Source organism: Roseibium algicola (assembly GCF_001999245.1).
GTDB classification, from domain to species: Bacteria; Pseudomonadota; Alphaproteobacteria; order Rhizobiales; family Stappiaceae; genus Roseibium; species Roseibium algicola.
The window spans coordinates 1,963,492-1,977,419 of the sequence record NZ_CP019630.1 but is presented as its reverse complement, the minus strand read 5'-3'; the positions used below and the strand labels follow the sequence as shown (position 1 = coordinate 1,977,419).

14 protein-coding genes and 1 other RNA gene are annotated in these 13,928 nt (G+C 60.5%); 7 read left to right on the top strand and 8 right to left on the bottom strand.

Annotated features, from left to right (window positions below; translation table 11 throughout):
* Window positions 1–15 precede the first annotated feature (15 nt).
* From B0E33_RS09260 to B0E33_RS09250, 3 genes are read left to right on the top strand one after another with little or no spacing between them, the layout of a single operon-like run.
* Window positions 16–1,140, top strand: a complete 1,125-nt coding sequence (locus tag B0E33_RS09260) for a microcin C ABC transporter permease YejB (RefSeq protein WP_022999057.1) — start codon at window positions 16–18, stop codon at window positions 1,138–1,140.
* Between the two features lie 3 nt (window positions 1,141–1,143).
* The gene (locus B0E33_RS09255) at window positions 1,144–2,412 is read left to right on the top strand and encodes an ABC transporter permease (RefSeq protein WP_022999056.1); all 1,269 of its coding nucleotides are present in this window, start codon (window positions 1,144–1,146) and stop codon (window positions 2,410–2,412) included.
* Window positions 2,413–2,422: 10 nt separating this feature from the next.
* Window positions 2,423–4,054 (top strand): ABC transporter ATP-binding protein, encoded by a 1,632-nt coding sequence (locus tag B0E33_RS09250; protein WP_055659277.1) that lies wholly within the window; start codon window positions 2,423–2,425, stop codon window positions 4,052–4,054.
* Between the two features lie 93 nt (window positions 4,055–4,147).
* Here B0E33_RS09250 and B0E33_RS09245 read toward each other — a convergent pair whose 3' ends face one another.
* The 7 genes from B0E33_RS09245 to B0E33_RS09215 all read right to left on the bottom strand — a co-directional run bounded on the left by B0E33_RS09245 (window position 4,148) and on the right by B0E33_RS09215 (window position 10,511).
* Window positions 4,148–4,786 (bottom strand): hypothetical protein, encoded by a 639-nt coding sequence (locus B0E33_RS09245; protein ID WP_156912368.1) that lies wholly within the window; start codon window positions 4,784–4,786, stop codon window positions 4,148–4,150.
* A gap of 90 nt (window positions 4,787–4,876) precedes the next feature.
* The gene (locus B0E33_RS09240; RefSeq protein WP_156912367.1) at window positions 4,877–5,491 is read right to left on the bottom strand and encodes a hypothetical protein; all 615 of its coding nucleotides are present in this window, start codon (window positions 5,489–5,491) and stop codon (window positions 4,877–4,879) included.
* A 182-nt stretch (window positions 5,492–5,673) separates the two neighbouring features.
* Window positions 5,674–6,939, bottom strand: coding sequence for a SulP family inorganic anion transporter (locus tag B0E33_RS09235; protein WP_077291017.1), 1,266 nt, complete (start codon window positions 6,937–6,939; stop codon window positions 5,674–5,676).
* 180 nt (window positions 6,940–7,119) lie between these two features.
* Complete coding sequence (locus tag B0E33_RS09230) at window positions 7,120–8,334, bottom strand: lytic murein transglycosylase (protein WP_077293207.1); 1,215 nt, start codon at window positions 8,332–8,334, stop codon at window positions 7,120–7,122.
* Between the two features lie 66 nt (window positions 8,335–8,400).
* Window positions 8,401–8,979 (bottom strand): histidine phosphatase family protein, encoded by a 579-nt coding sequence (locus tag B0E33_RS09225; protein ID WP_077291016.1) that lies wholly within the window; start codon window positions 8,977–8,979, stop codon window positions 8,401–8,403.
* Window positions 8,979–9,929, bottom strand: coding sequence for an NAD(+) diphosphatase (gene nudC / locus B0E33_RS09220; protein ID WP_077291015.1), 951 nt, complete (start codon window positions 9,927–9,929; stop codon window positions 8,979–8,981). Before nudC ends, B0E33_RS09225 begins: the two co-directional genes overlap by 1 nt.
* A 162-nt stretch (window positions 9,930–10,091) precedes the next feature.
* Window positions 10,092–10,511 carry an HIT family protein gene (locus B0E33_RS09215; protein WP_022999048.1) on the bottom strand — a complete coding sequence of 140 codons (420 nt, stop codon included), beginning with the start codon at window positions 10,509–10,511 and terminating at the stop codon, window positions 10,092–10,094.
* 131 nt (window positions 10,512–10,642) lie between these two features.
* Here B0E33_RS09215 and ffs point away from each other — a divergent pair.
* From ffs to B0E33_RS09200, 3 genes are all read left to right on the top strand, one after another.
* An RNA gene (gene ffs, locus B0E33_RS09210) (signal recognition particle sRNA small type) lies at window positions 10,643–10,740 on the top strand.
* Window positions 10,741–10,874: 134 nt separating this feature from the next.
* Complete coding sequence (locus B0E33_RS09205; RefSeq protein WP_077293206.1) at window positions 10,875–11,135, top strand: hypothetical protein; 261 nt, start codon at window positions 10,875–10,877, stop codon at window positions 11,133–11,135.
* A complete protein-coding gene (locus tag B0E33_RS09200) occupies window positions 11,122–11,520 on the top strand; it encodes a hypothetical protein (protein WP_077291014.1) in 399 nt (132 codons plus the stop codon). The genes B0E33_RS09205 and B0E33_RS09200 overlap by 14 nt, the downstream gene beginning before the upstream one ends.
* A gap of 12 nt (window positions 11,521–11,532) precedes the next feature.
* Here B0E33_RS09200 and B0E33_RS09195 read toward each other — a convergent pair whose 3' ends face one another.
* Window positions 11,533–11,853 carry a hypothetical protein gene (locus tag B0E33_RS09195; protein WP_077291013.1) on the bottom strand — a complete coding sequence of 107 codons (321 nt, stop codon included), beginning with the start codon at window positions 11,851–11,853 and terminating at the stop codon, window positions 11,533–11,535.
* 164 nt (window positions 11,854–12,017) lie between these two features.
* On the opposite strand from B0E33_RS09195, the gene B0E33_RS09190 reads away from it, so the two are divergent.
* A complete protein-coding gene (locus B0E33_RS09190; RefSeq protein WP_439126686.1) occupies window positions 12,018–13,928 on the top strand; it encodes a DNA polymerase III subunit gamma/tau in 1,911 nt (636 codons plus the stop codon).

The window sequence follows — 13,928 nt, the reverse complement described above, 5'->3', positions numbered from 1 at the left end:
GACTGCACACACTCCATGGGCGCCTACATCCTCCGCCGCTTGCTGCTGATGATACCGACGCTGGTCGGGATCATGGCAATCAACTTCGTCATCATCCAGTTTGCGCCAGGTGGTCCGGTCGAGCGGGTCATTGCCCAGTTGCAGGGAACGGACGTTTCGGCGACATCACGCATCAGCGGTGGTGGCAGCGACATGCTGGGGGGCGGCAACGACGCTTCCGGTGGCAGCGGTGGCGCAACTGCAGACTCGGCCAGTTCGAAATATCGCGGTGCCCAGGGGCTTGACCCGGAATTCATCAAGGAACTGGAAGCGCAGTTCGGTTTCGACAAGCCGCCGCTGGAACGCTTCCTGAAGATGCTGGGCGACTATGCCCGCTTCGATTTCGGCGAAAGCTATTTCCGCGACATCAAGATCATCGATCTGATTGCCGAAAAACTGCCGGTTTCAATCTCGCTCGGCCTCTGGATGACGCTGATATCCTATGCGGTGTCGATACCGCTCGGGATCCGCAAGGCCGTTTCGGACGGTTCGCGGTTCGACGTCTGGACCTCCGGTGTCATCGTCGTGGCTTACGCCATACCGGGCTTTCTCTTTGCGGTTCTCTTGATCGTGCTTTTCGCCGGTGGCTCCTTCTGGGATATCTTTCCCTTGCGGGGGCTGGTGTCTGACAATTGGGAACAGCTCTCGTGGCCTGCCCGGATCGCCGACTATTTCTGGCACCTTGCCCTGCCCTTGACGGCCATGGCCCTGTCCGCCTTTGCCACCACCACCTTGCTGACCAAGAACTCGTTCCTGGATGAAATCCGCAAGCAATACGTGATCACCGCAAGGGCAAAGGGACTGACGGAAAGCCAGGTGCTTTACGGACATGTGTTCCGCAACGCCATGCTGATCGTGGTGGCCGGTTTCCCGGGGGCCTTCATCTCGTCCTTCTTTGCCGGCTCGCTCCTCATCGAGACGATCTTCTCGCTCGATGGCCTGGGATTGCTCAGTTTTGAATCGGTGATCAACCGCGACTACGCGGTTGTTTTCGCAACCCTCTACATCTTCTCGCTCATGGGCCTTCTGGTGAACCTCATTTCCGACCTGACCTACACCTGGATCGATCCCCGGATCGACTTCGAAAGCAGGGAGGTCTGATCGATGGCGACCGATTCAGACAGTGATGCAGGAAGTGCAAACTACGAGACCGGCAGTGGCGGACATGAGGCTGGCGGATATGAAGCCGAAAGCCGCGAGCGGTCCAGGGCGGCCTACTTCGAGGCAGCTGTAACGGATGATCGCGAAGCGTTTGTCGTCCCGGCAAAGGGTTCCAAGGCACGCCTTTCGCCGATAAACCAGCGGCGGCTGGTGAACTTCAAGGCCAACAGGCGCGGATACTGGTCGCTCTGGATCTTCCTGGTGCTGTTCGTCATGGCCATGCTGGCAGAATTCCTGACCAATGATCGGCCGATCCTTGTTTCCTACAACGGCGAATTGCTGGCGCCGGTCTTCGTCGATTACCCGGAAGAAAAGTTCGGCGGCTTCCTGGCGGTGACCGACTACCGCGATCCGTTCATCCAGGAAGAGATCAGCGCCAACGGCTGGATGCTGTGGCCGCCGGTGCGTTATTCCTACCGATCGGTCAACAATGACATTCCGGTCCCGGCACCTGCACCTCCCTCCTGGACGATGGACAAGGAAAAGCGTTGCTCGCGCTATCCGCTTGGCGCGGAAGACCCCAATTGCGTCATGGGTAACTGGAACTGGCTCGGTACGGACGACCAGGGCCGGGATGTGCTTGCGCGTCTCGTCTACGGCTTCCGGATTTCCGTGCTGTTCGGCCTGGCGCTGACGCTGGCATCCTCCGTCATCGGCATCGCGGCAGGGGCCGTGCAGGGCTATTATGGCGGCTGGACCGATCTCCTGTTCCAGCGTTTCATCGAGATCTGGACGGCGGTGCCGACGCTTTACCTCATCCTGATCGTGTCGTCGTTTCTGGTGCCCGGCTTCTGGACCCTTTTCACCATTCTGCTGGCATTTTCTTGGGTGGCGCTCGTGGGTGTCGTGCGCGCGGAATTCCTGCGCGGCCGGAACCTGGAATACATATCCGCAGCCCGGGCACTCGGCGTTTCCAATCCGGTGATCATGTGGCGGCACCTGCTTCCCAACGCCATGGTGGCGACGCTTACCTTCATGCCGTTCATTCTCAACGGTTCGATTTCCACCCTGACGGCGCTGGATTTCCTTGGCTTCGGTCTGCCGCCAGGGTCGGCATCACTTGGCGAACTGCTGGCGCAGGGCAAGAACAACCTTCAGGCGCCCTGGCTCGGGATCACCGGCTTCATGGTCATTTCACTGATGTTGAGCCTGTTGATCTTTATCGGCGAGGCGGTGCGTGATGCGTTCGACCCGCGCAAGAGTCTGGGGTGAGGAACACAAGATGACAAAAGAAACGCTCCTCTCCGTAGAAGACCTGTCCGTCGCCTTTTCCCAAGGCGGCAGCAAGAACCTTGCCGTCGACCGGATCACCTTCGACATCAAGAAAGGCGAGACCGTCGCACTGGTGGGGGAAAGCGGCTCGGGTAAGTCCGTAACCGCTCAGTCGGTCCTGCGGCTTCTGCCTTATCCCGCAGCCTCGCACCCCTCCGGCAGGATCCTGATGAATGGTCAGGATCTTCTGGCGGTTGAGGAAGCCGAACTGCGCAAGGTGCGCGGCAACGGCATCTCGATGATTTTCCAGGAACCGATGACCTCGCTCAATCCGCTGCACTCGGTGGAAAAGCAGGTTTCGGAAATTCTGAAGATCCACCGGGGCATGAGCGATACAAAGGCACGTGAGCGCGTGCTGGAACTGCTCAACCAGGTGGGCATCCGCGATCCTGAAAAACGTCTCAACTCCTATCCGCACCAGCTTTCCGGTGGCCAGCGCCAGCGCGTGATGATTGCCATGTCGCTGGCCAACGAACCGGACCTGCTGATTGCCGACGAACCGACCACGGCGCTCGACGTCACAGTTCAGGCGCAGATCCTGGAGTTGCTGAAGGACCTTCAGCGTCGCCACGGCATGGCAATGCTGTTCATTACCCACGATCTCGGGATCGTGCGCAAGTTCGCCGACCGGGTCTGCGTGATGACCAAAGGCAAGATCGTCGAGCAGGGACCGGTCGCCGATATCTTCGACCGGCCGCAGCACGCCTACACCAAGCACCTTCTCACTGCTGAGCCCAAGGGCGAACCACCGGCGACGGACAAGAGCAAGCCGATTGTCGTTCAGGCAGACGATCTGAAGGTGTGGTTCCCGGTCAAGCGGGGCTTCCTGCGCAAGACCGTCGACCACATCAAGGCGGTGGACGGGATCGATGTGGAAGTGCGGCAGGGCCAGACGCTCGGGATCGTCGGCGAAAGCGGATCGGGCAAGACGACACTCGGTCTTGCGATCCTGCGCATGATTTCCTCCACCGGGCGGATTGCCTTCAACGGTGCCGAAATCCAGAAGAATTCCTGGAAGGAAATGCGCCCGCTGCGCCGGGACATGCAGATCGTGTTTCAGGATCCCTTTGGTGCGCTGAGCCCGCGCATGTCGGTGGCTGAAATCGTCGGTGAGGGCCTGCAGGTGCATTTCCCCGGTATTTCGGCCGATGAGCGCGACCGCAAGGTCGCCAAGGCCCTGGAGGAAGTCGGGCTCGATGCGTCCACCCGGCATCGCTATCCGCATGAATTCTCAGGCGGCCAGCGTCAGCGCATCTCCATCGCACGGGCCATGGTTCTTGAGCCGAAGTTCGTCATGCTGGACGAGCCGACTTCAGCCCTCGACATGAGTGTCCAGGCCCAGGTGGTCGATCTGTTGCGAGATCTGCAGAAGGCGCACGGTCTCGCCTATCTGTTCATTTCCCACGACCTGAAGGTTGTCCGCGCCCTGGCCAACGAGGTTATCGTCATGCGTCAGGGCAAGGTGGTGGAACAGGGCGCCTCCGAACAGATCTTCGATGCGCCCCGGACCGATTACACCAAAGCCCTGATGGCTGCCGCCTTCCGCCTGGAAGCAGCACCGGAAGGTGTGGTGAGCGCGTAATCCTGTTGGACCGAGCAGGGCACATGTGCTGCCTCGTCCAAAGGTGTGCCGTCTGCCGGTCTCGACGGACGGACAGTGCACTCGCTTGAGTCGTTATCCTTCAGTAGCGGCGCGGGCGTCCGTACAGCGCGGCAGGCCACCATCGACGCCGTTCTTGCCGTCAGCCATCTGTTCCTCAAGATCGACATCGCGCAGCAGTGGTATGTAGCCGCCCAGCTCATCCGCTTTCAGATAGGTGCTGACGAGGATACGCGCGGGCCGGTGCTCGAAAGCAAGGCAGCCGTCGACGCCGACTTCCATATTGCCTTCGATCTTGTCCCGTTCCGCCTTGTCCATTGTCAGAAGGTACGTCTGAAAGGCCTTGAAGGCGGGGATCTTGTCGTCCGGTAGCCGGTAGATCGCAATCCGCCGGCCTTCCTGCAGTTCGGCGCTCAGCTCCGCCCGCTCGGCCTTGGACGATACGCGGACGAAAGCAAGTTTCTCCTCCATAACCAGTTTGCCGGTCTTCTTGTCCTTCACCGTCAGCATCATGCGTGCTCCGCCTTTCGGGATGCGGATGCTGGCCGGATATCTGACGGCAACCCGCAAGCCTGCCGGGTTGGTTTTCAGAATATCGAAGTTTGCCAGTTTGACCATGGTGGCAACTGGAACATGACTGCAGGCAGTCAGCAGAAACAGGGGCAGGCAAAGCATAACCGCAAGCAGCGAGCGGCTTGAAAAAGGGGTCGACAAGGGAAGTGCGTTTCGATCCGAAGACAGGGAAGGGTGATTGTCCGTAGCAGGGGCGGGCAAGGTCTGAGGTGACCTTGCCCGGTTCCCCGGTCATGAACAGGGCGGGATCGTGTTATCGAGGTCGTTGCGGCCAGAAGCCTGCGTGTTCCGCAGGTCGAAATTTTCCGCCAGAGCCACGAAGGTCTCCAGTTCCGATGTCTTGAGATAAGTCGAAATCAACATCTCGCCGGTATCGGCAGCATCGAGTTTGCAGCCGGTGACGTCGATCGACAGGGATCCGCCAATCGTTTGCTGACGAGACTGGGGCATGGCCAGATACTTGGCCTGCAGTGCCCGCAGTTCAGCCACCTGTTTTGCCGGGATCCGGTATACAGTCACCACGTTTTCCGGTGCCTCTGCACGCACTTCAGCTGCCTGTTCGCCGGTTGTGGTCCTTTGCAGCTCGATCCGCTTTTCCTGGACAACGCGGCCGGTTTCCTTGTCGGACAGGACAACATGAACCGTTGCGGCTCCATCCGGAACCTTCATTCTGTCGGGATGACGGACCGCTAGCCGGAAGAGGTCAGGGTCGGTCGTGGCGGGATTGAACCGGTCGAGTGGGTCCGCAAATGACGGTGCTGTGCCAAAGGCCATCAGAAAAAGAGCAATAAGAAGGGTTCTCGCGCGCACCCGAGGGTTCGCGCCGCAAGACGACAAAACAGACATGCGGAGTGGCTCCAATTTAAGTTGCAGCGATTAATTATCGTAAAACAATAAAAAATAAAAGCAGAAAATATATGTCGCGCACACGGCATCAGGCCTTTGGCTGGTCGCGACCAAAGGGGAAACTGGAAATTCCAGCTGAAAACCTTGTGTTTTGAATGTCCTGCAGTCGGTGACCGGGCGTGTCAGCGTTCCGGCATCGACCAGTCGTCCGGCTGCTTCTTGCGTTCGCGCAGCCTGAGGGCAAGACCGATTGAAACGCCCACGCCGATGGCAACGGTCAGATCGATCAGGACCGTCAGGATCAGCGTGGTCAACAGCAACATGCGGTCGGCCATCGGGGCGCTCAGATAGGATTTCCACTTGTGCGGTTCGCTCATGCTCCAGGCTGTGAGAACCAGCAAGGCCGCCATGGCGGGCAAGGCAAGGTATCCGGCCAGGGGGGCCGCAACCAGCATGATCAGCAAAATGGCAAGCGCATGCACCAGCCCGGATACCGGCGTCTTGCCACCGGCACGGACGTTTGTGGCCGTGCGGGCAATGGCACCGGTGGCCGGAAGGCCGCCAAAAAGGGCAGACGCGATATTGGCGGTTCCCTGTGCCAGCATCTCGGCGTTGGGGCGGTGGCTTCCTTCGATCATCCTGTCGGCCACCATCGCGGACAGAAGTGATTCCACGCCGGCAAGGAACGCGATCACGATGGCGGAGGGAAACAGTTCCACGACCCGCTCGACAGTGACGCTTGGCAGCGCCGGAAGTGGCAGCGTGTTGGGCAGGGCACCGAAGCGCGAGGCTATGGTCTCTACCGGCAGGGTGGCCAGAACGACAGCCAGCGAGGCCAGTGACACGGCAACGATCAGCCCCGGAAAGGCCGGAGCCATCCGGCGCAGGACGACGATCATTACCAGCGTGACCAGGGCAAGTCCGCTGGCGGCCAGCGACGCGGTGTCACGTGCTTCCCAGAGAACGGGAAGCTTTTCCAGAAAGTCCGCCGGTACCTCGGAGATCTGAAGGCCGAAGAAATCCTTGATCTGGCTGGAGGCGATGATGATCGCGATGCCGATGGTGAACCCGTTGACCACGGCTTCCGGCACATAGCGGATCAGCCTGCCGATCCGGAAATACCCGCCGATCAATAGCAGTATGCCCGCCATGAAGGTTGCCAGCACCAGCCCGTCGTACCCGTGATCGGCAATGACGCCGTAAACCACCACGATGAAAGCGCCGGTCGGCCCGCCAATCTGCACCCGGCTGCCGCCGAGAAGCGAGATGAAGAACCCGCCGACAATCGCCGTTACCAGCCCTTTCGCAGGATCGGCCCCCGAAGCAATGGCGATCGCCAGGCTGAGCGGCAGGGCAACCATGGCAACGGTGATCCCGGCGACGAGGTCGGCACGGAAGAGCGGCAGGGAATAATCCTGCAATGTGGTAACGATCTTGGGGAGCCGCATGAAGGCACCGGAGAAGCAGTAAGGAAGGATGTGGAAACAGTCTTCCGCACTGCACGCCCAAAATCAACTGTTTGTTGAAACGGGCGTCCCGCGGCGCTTGGTCACGGGATACTTCTACCTGGAAACGGCAGTTTTGCGGGCACCTTGAAACACAACCCAGGAGAGCGGTCAGGGTGTGTTCTAGCCGACCCAGCAAGTCGCGAAGAAGCCGTTCTTCTCCTGGTCCTTGCCGATGGATCGACGGGTCTTGAAGCCGATCAGGCCATCGGCGCCGCCAACGTCATGCCCCAGTCCCTCAAGCCTCTGCTGAAGGTTCCGTACCGCGCCTCTGGTTGTTTCCTTCATCGGTTTCCAGTCGCCGACAAAACCGCTGTTGTTGCCATACCTGTCCGCCAGGTGACCGACGAAGAGCGCATAGGTGTCACTCTCGTTGTAGTCCTTGATGACGTAGAAGTTTTCCGTGGCAATGAAAGCTGGGCCGTAGCGGCCGGCAGGCAGCAGGATGTTGCCCGGCCGGTTGACTTCATTGGCCGGGAAAGGCTTGCCGCTGACGCGCTTGACGCCTTCACGCACGAAGTCGGAAATTTTCTGGCGGTTGTCCGGACCTTCCCGCGTGCATGAGACGTTGTCGGGAAGATGGACTTCATATCCCCAGTCGCGGTCAGCTACCCAGCCATGCGCCGAGAGATAATGGGCAATGGAGGCCATCGTGTCGATGTCGGAGGTCCAGATGTTGCGCTTGCCGTCACCGTCGAAATCGACAGCATACTTCCAGAAGGAAGACGGCAGGAACTGTGGTTGACCCATGGCTCCACCCCAGGAGCTTTTCATGCCCTGCCTGGATACATCGCCATTTTGCAGGATCTTCAATCCGGCGATCAATTCGCCTTTGAAGAAGTCCGGCCTCTGGCCCATGAAGGCCTGCGTCGCCAGAACGCGGATCGCGTCATAGGGGATCTTGGCCCCGCCATAGCCTGATTCCCTTGCCCAGATGGCCAGGATGATCCGGCTGGGCACACCGTATTTCGCTTCGATCCGCGACAGCACGGCCGCGTGTTTCTGCATCAGCGATCGCCCGCGCGGCACAAGGGCGTTGAATTGGCTGTCCCGGAAGTAGCGGCTTGGGGAACCGAACTCGGCCTGAAAGTTGATCTTGGGCGGCGTGCCCTTGCCGCCCGGCCTGACCAGCCCCGGCAGGGAGGTGTCGGGTGTCAGACCTTTCAGTTCCCGGTCGAGAGTTGCCTGGGAGATTCCTTGCTGGCGCGCCGCCGGAGCAACTTCTGAAGACAGGAACTGCCGGAATTGGGCATCATATTGGCCCGCGTTGGCGGGCAGCAAAGTAACGGCGAGGCAGCTCAGGGTCGCAAGAACAAGCTTCGGCAAACGGCAGATCACATCGGGCTCCCGGATCACGACAGGTCGGGGCAGCCTAACATGTTCCGGGTCTTCGTCCGACCGCGCTTAAAGGTCTGTCCAAGCCAAATTGCGCCCGGCCTGGCTCATCAGCCAGGATTTCTCGAAGCGGTACCAGCTGCCGCCGCGTCTCTGGTCATGATGGCGGGAAATCGGTGCGGCCATCAGATGGCACATCAGCAAGGTGCCGACGGCGCCATGACCGACGAACAGGACCGGGTCTTCCTCGGGAATGTGGCGCAGGGCGCTTTTGACACCATTGACGATCCGGTCCTGGGCGTCGATCGCACGTTCCCAGCCGCGAACGGAATGATGCGGATCGGCAAAGAAAAGATCTGCGGTCCGCTCGAACTCTTCTGGTGGCAGAAAGCCGGTCGCACTCCGGTCATTCTCGTGCAGGAACGGAAGCGACCGCTGAAAGACGCGGAGGCGGCCGGAGAAGACCTGCGCGGTATCAAGCGCCTTCTTTTCGGCACTGGAGATTACCTGTCGGATGTCCTTGGCAAACGGCAGGACGGTGGCTTTCGCCGCACGCTCCCGGCCCGTATCCGACAGGCCCCACTCGGGAACGGGAACGTCCGGATCGATCAGGACTTCCGGATGGGTCAGGTACGCGCACCAGGTCATCAGAGCGTTCCGTCGAGCCAGCCCTTGATCAGTTCAAAGGCGATGGAAATCGAAGGTGGTATCTTGTGGCCCTCGGGATGCGTATCGGCCAGCATTTGCCGCACTTCGTCCCGGTCGCACCACTTGCAGGCTTCAAGCTCGTCGTCCTCGATGGCGATGTCGAAGGAGGTTGCCTTGCCGATACAGCCGAGCATGAGGTTCGCCGGAAACGGCCAGGGTTGGTTGGCAATCAGACGGACGTCGCCAACAATGATCCCGCTTTCCTCCAGCGTTTCGCGCCGCACGGCCTGTTCGATTGTTTCTCCCGGTTCCATGAAACCGGCAAGGGTGGTGTAAATGCCCTCCGGAAGTCGGGCCGGGCGGCCCAGCAGGGCCTTGTCTCCGCTCTCGTCGGTAATCAGCATGATCACACAGGGGTCTGTGCGCGGAAAATGCTGGCCGCCGCAGGACGGGCAATCGCGACGGTATCCGGCTTCGGACAGATGGCTTTTCTCGCCGCAGCGCGAACAGAACTGATGCGTGCGATGCCAGTGGATCAGGGCGCGGGCCTGGGCAAGTGCGCCCATGTCCTGCGGTGCAAATGCGTTCTGCAGGGCAAGGGTGCGCAAGTCGACAAGCTGAAGGTCCGTGCGATCCGCAAGGTCTTCGTCTGTCGCGGGCAAGGCCGTTGCGAACAGGGCCTCGCCGTTTTCCGGGCGCAGTCCCAGGAAAATCATCTCCTCCCGCACGGCTCCGATCGAAAGGGCGACCTCCAGACGATGCCCGGCGGCAAGGTTTTCGCCCGCGGCAAAGACCAATGTCCGGTCCGTCGACAGCACGATGCGCGTATCGGGCTTTTCCAGAAGACTTGCCAGATAGGCGGTATCGCCACGCCGTGTCGATTGCCGGTCAAGGGTGTTGCCGAGGAAACTCATTTCCATGGCCAGGGAACCGGCGGGGTTGGCGTTCATGTCAAAGTCCTTGGAAGAGAAAGGGGCGGGAGGTAAATAGGTGCTGGTTCTTCACGTAGTGCATTTTCCAGCTTGGAGAAACCGCTTCCTGCCGGAGCCGCCGATCACATCTGAATGCAGATTGAAACAGCTACGAGGCAGGAAGTTGGACCGGTCCGGCAATCAGTCGTCGTCACCGGCAAGGGTATCCCGCAACTTCTCGATCAGGGTTTCCACCCTGTCGTGGGAATACTCCTGCGCCGGAACCGCACCCCAGACCGGCCCGGGCCAGGCCGGATCGTCCCGGTAACGGGCGATCACATGGACATGCAGTTGGGACACCTGATTGCCGAGCGCGCCGACATTCAGCTTCTCGCAGTCGGTCACTTCGCGCAGCACCCGGCTGGCCAGGGCGATTTCTCGCATCAACTGCATCTGGTCGGCCTCCTCCAGATCGATGATCTCGACGAGGTCCGACTGGCGCGGAATGAGCAGCAGCCAGGGATAGTTGGCATCTTTCAGCAGACGGACGGTGCACAGCGTCAGATCGCTGACGAAGTAGCTGTCGCCTTCGAGACGGGCATTGAGGGCAAAGGATGACATGAAACACTCCGGGCAGAATTTCCCGAAGGCTACACGCTTCGTGGCGGGTTTGGGAGTGTGATTTCCCGGCGAACAAAAAACCGTGTTGCCCTCTTGCCAAACCCCATCCTTCTTCTGATATAAGGCCCACGGGAGGTTGGTGGTGGACGAGCCACTCGCCAACCGGGTCAGGTCCGGAAGGAAGCAGCCCTAACGAGCCTCGGCACGGGTCGCCGTGCCAGCCTCCCACCCTATCCAAAGCATCAGCTTTACCAAAAAGCACCGCCGGTTCTCCGCGGTGCTTTTTTGTTTTTCAGGCTCGGGCTCTCCGCATCTCAAATCGAAAAGTTGACTTATCTGGTACATTGGTACCATGATAACAAGATGGAAAAATCAGTTGAGCGCGTTCAAACCGGTGTGCGCCTGGAAAAACGGTTGCTGAAGGTCCTGAAAGGGCTCGCCGAACATCTGGACATCAGTCTTGGCGACCTGATCGAGGGCATGGCGCTGCATGCTTTTGAGAACAAGCCGCCGTTTTCGAAGGAGACGCTAGACAAGATCCGGCAACTCAAGAGCGTTTACGACCTCGATCTGAGCGCGGCCGACAGCCACAAACTGAAGGATGAAACAAATGCCGAAGCTTAGGGATTACGCGCAGCTTTCCGATCGCTTCGAAGCTGGCCAGCTGGATGCAAAAGGCTTCAGCCATGTGGACCATATCGGCGTTGCCTGCCAGATGCTGCAGAAGTACGAGTTTCTGGAAGCGGCTTGCCGATATGGCAACGCCTTGCGTGGCCTCGCCTCCAGAGCAGGCGTGCCGGAGAAGTACAACACCACCATCACCCTGGCCTTCCTGGGCATCCTGTCGGAGCGGATGGCCGAGACGCCGCATGAAACCTTCGGCGAATTTCTTGCCAAGAACCCGGATCTCAGCTCAAGGGCGTTGATGGCAACGTGGTATTCGGACGCGCGGCTTGGGTCGCCAGGTGCAAGGCAACGGTTTTTGTTGCCGGACAGATATCAGGGCTGAGGAAATCGGTAACTACCGCGGTTTCCTGCTCAGGCGCTTGGCGTTTGCGCGGACACGCTTCGCATAGGGCCGTGTGCCCTTTGCCGCGATTGATTGCCCACCCAGCCAGTACCGCTGAAACGATGTTATTCCATCACGTAGCAGCGCCCTGTTCATGGCAAGCGCGCTTTCCGTCGCAGCTGCAGCCTTTTCGCTTATCATCCGATGAAGCTCCGGATTGGTCCAGGCCGTGCCCGCCGCAAGGTTTGCGGTCCAGTTCTGGCAGCGCATGGCGATGACGACAGGCGCCTGGAACCAGAGGCTGAACAGGTCGTGCGAGAGTTTTCCAGACATATCATCTCCCTAATGAAAACCGGCTGAAAATAACGGCCGGCAGTTACTCAATGCGTGGCTTGGGCAAAGGGTTCCCTGAAGGTATTGCGGCCCGGGGCAGTCCGACGCACAAAAACTTTCAAAAGCCCGTCCCACTTTTCGAAAAAATGGTTATGGTGCGGCTCATGGACGAGACAGGCTTTTCCGAAAGTGACGGCGGGCAGACGCCGGGGTTGATGGCGGATCAGGGCGCGGTGAAACCGGCGACCGACGATGGTGCTTACCGCGTTCTTGCGCGCAAGTACCGGCCGAAGACGTTTGAGGATCTGGTCGGCCAGGAGCCGATGGTGCAGACGCTGGAAAATGCGTTTGAAACCGGGCGGATTGCGCAGGCCTGGATGCTGACCGGGGTGCGCGGTGTCGGCAAGACCACCACCGCCCGCATCCTCGCGCGGGGCCTCAATTACGAAGTGCCGGGCGTTGCCGACAAGCCGACGGTGAAGCTCACCCAGGAAGGCACGCACTGCAAGGCCATCATGGAAGGCCGCCATGTCGACGTCATCGAGATGGACGCCGCCTCCCACACCGGCATCAACGACATTCGCGAAATCATCGATGCGGCTCGCTACCGCCCGGCAACGGCGCGCTACAAGGTCTACATCATCGACGAAGTGCACATGCTTTCGAACGCCGCCTTCAACGGTCTGCTGAAGACCCTGGAAGAGCCGCCGGAGCACGTGAAGTTCATCTTCGCGACGACGGAGATCCGCAAGGTGCCGATCACGGTCCTGTCGCGCTGCCAGCGTTTCGACCTGCGCCGGATCGAACAATCCAAGCTGATCGGTCTGCTGCGCCGGATCTCCGATGCCGAGGGCATCCAGATTTCCGACGAAGCCCTGATGCTGATTGCCCGTGCGGGGGAGGGGTCGGCGCGCGATTCCCTGTCCCTGCTCGATCAGGCCATGGCCCATGGCGCCGGCGCCATCGAGGCGGAAGACCTGCGTCAGATGCTGGGTCTTGCGGACCGTGCCCGGGTGATAGACCTCTTCGGCCACATCATGGCCGGCCGGATCGAGGACGCCCTGGGCGAACTGCAGGCGCAATATGAGGTCGGTGCGGATCCGGCCATCGTGCTGACGGACCTGGCGGACTTCACGCACCTTGTCACGCGCATGAAGGTTGCGCCGAAATCGGCTGACGAAGCGTCCGTGACCGAAGCTGAACGGGCGCGCGGCCGGGAGTTTGCAGAGCAGATTTCCGTTCGGCTTCTGTCCCGTGCATGGCAGATCCTCTTGAAGGGTGTCCAGGAAGTTCAGGCTGCGTCCAAGCCACTGGCCGCTGCCGACATGGTGTTGGTGCGCCTTGCCTATGCCGCGGACCTGCCGGATCCGGGCGACCTGATGGCACAGATCAAGAACGGCCAGAACCCGTTTGGCGGTGCGGCACCATCTGGTGGTGGCGGAGCACCTGCCGGTGGTGGCGGTGGTACATCCGCCATGGCTGTCGGCATGAACTACGCGCCCGGCAGTTCGGGCAGTGGCCCGACCATGCAGGCAAGCGCCCGCCCTCAGCTCTCGGCCATCCAGGGCGGCAGGCCCGCGCCTCAGGGAGTGCCGCAAGCCGCGCCCGAGCCGCAGGCTCAGCCGGCGTATAATCTCAAGAGCCTCTACGATTGCGCCGCCCTTGCTTCCGAGAAGGGCGACATTCCGTTCAAGGTCAAGATCCAGCGCCTCATGCGTCTGGTGAAATTCGAGCCCGGCAAGATCGAGATCCAGCCGACGGACGACGCCCCGGCCGATATCGCCGGCGAGTTCGGCCGCAAACTGACCGAATGGACCGGACAGCGCTGGTTTGTCGTGGTTTCCCGCACTCAGGGACGCCCGACCATCCACGAGGAGCAGGAGGCCAACCAGCAGCAACTCCTGTCCGACGCGAAGTCGCACCCAACCGTTGCTGCCCTGCTGGCGCAGTTCCCGGGTGCCCGTGTTGTCGACGTGAAGGTTCAGGTCACCGAAGAAGACGACGCTGCTCTGGCCGACCCGATGGTCAGCGATCCGCTCCTGAGCGAAGCGCTCGGGGATGACGAAGACGATTGA

Excerpts from the sequence above, each read along its gene's own strand:
- B0E33_RS09260 (WP_022999057.1), top strand. The coding sequence starts at position 16 with ATGGGCGCCTACATCCTCCGCCGCTTGCTGCTGATGATACCGACGCTG.
- B0E33_RS09255 (WP_022999056.1), top strand. The coding sequence starts at position 1,144 with ATGGCGACCGATTCAGACAGTGATGCAGGAAGTGCAAACTACGAGACC.
- B0E33_RS09250 (WP_055659277.1), top strand. The coding sequence starts at position 2,423 with ATGACAAAAGAAACGCTCCTCTCCGTAGAAGACCTGTCCGTCGCCTTT.
- B0E33_RS09240 (WP_156912367.1), bottom strand. The coding sequence starts at position 5,491 with ATGTCTGTTTTGTCGTCTTGCGGCGCGAACCCTCGGGTGCGCGCGAGA.
- B0E33_RS09235 (WP_077291017.1), bottom strand. The coding sequence starts at position 6,939 with ATGCGGCTCCCCAAGATCGTTACCACATTGCAGGATTATTCCCTGCCG.
- B0E33_RS09225 (WP_077291016.1), bottom strand. The coding sequence starts at position 8,979 with ATGACCTGGTGCGCGTACCTGACCCATCCGGAAGTCCTGATCGATCCG.
- nudC (WP_077291015.1), bottom strand. The coding sequence starts at position 9,929 with ATGAACGCCAACCCCGCCGGTTCCCTGGCCATGGAAATGAGTTTCCTC.
- B0E33_RS09215 (WP_022999048.1), bottom strand. The coding sequence starts at position 10,511 with ATGTCATCCTTTGCCCTCAATGCCCGTCTCGAAGGCGACAGCTACTTC.
- B0E33_RS09205 (WP_077293206.1), top strand. The coding sequence starts at position 10,875 with ATGGAAAAATCAGTTGAGCGCGTTCAAACCGGTGTGCGCCTGGAAAAA.
- B0E33_RS09200 (WP_077291014.1), top strand. The coding sequence starts at position 11,122 with ATGCCGAAGCTTAGGGATTACGCGCAGCTTTCCGATCGCTTCGAAGCT.
- B0E33_RS09195 (WP_077291013.1), bottom strand. The coding sequence starts at position 11,853 with ATGTCTGGAAAACTCTCGCACGACCTGTTCAGCCTCTGGTTCCAGGCG.
- B0E33_RS09190 (WP_439126686.1), top strand. The coding sequence starts at position 12,018 with ATGGACGAGACAGGCTTTTCCGAAAGTGACGGCGGGCAGACGCCGGGG.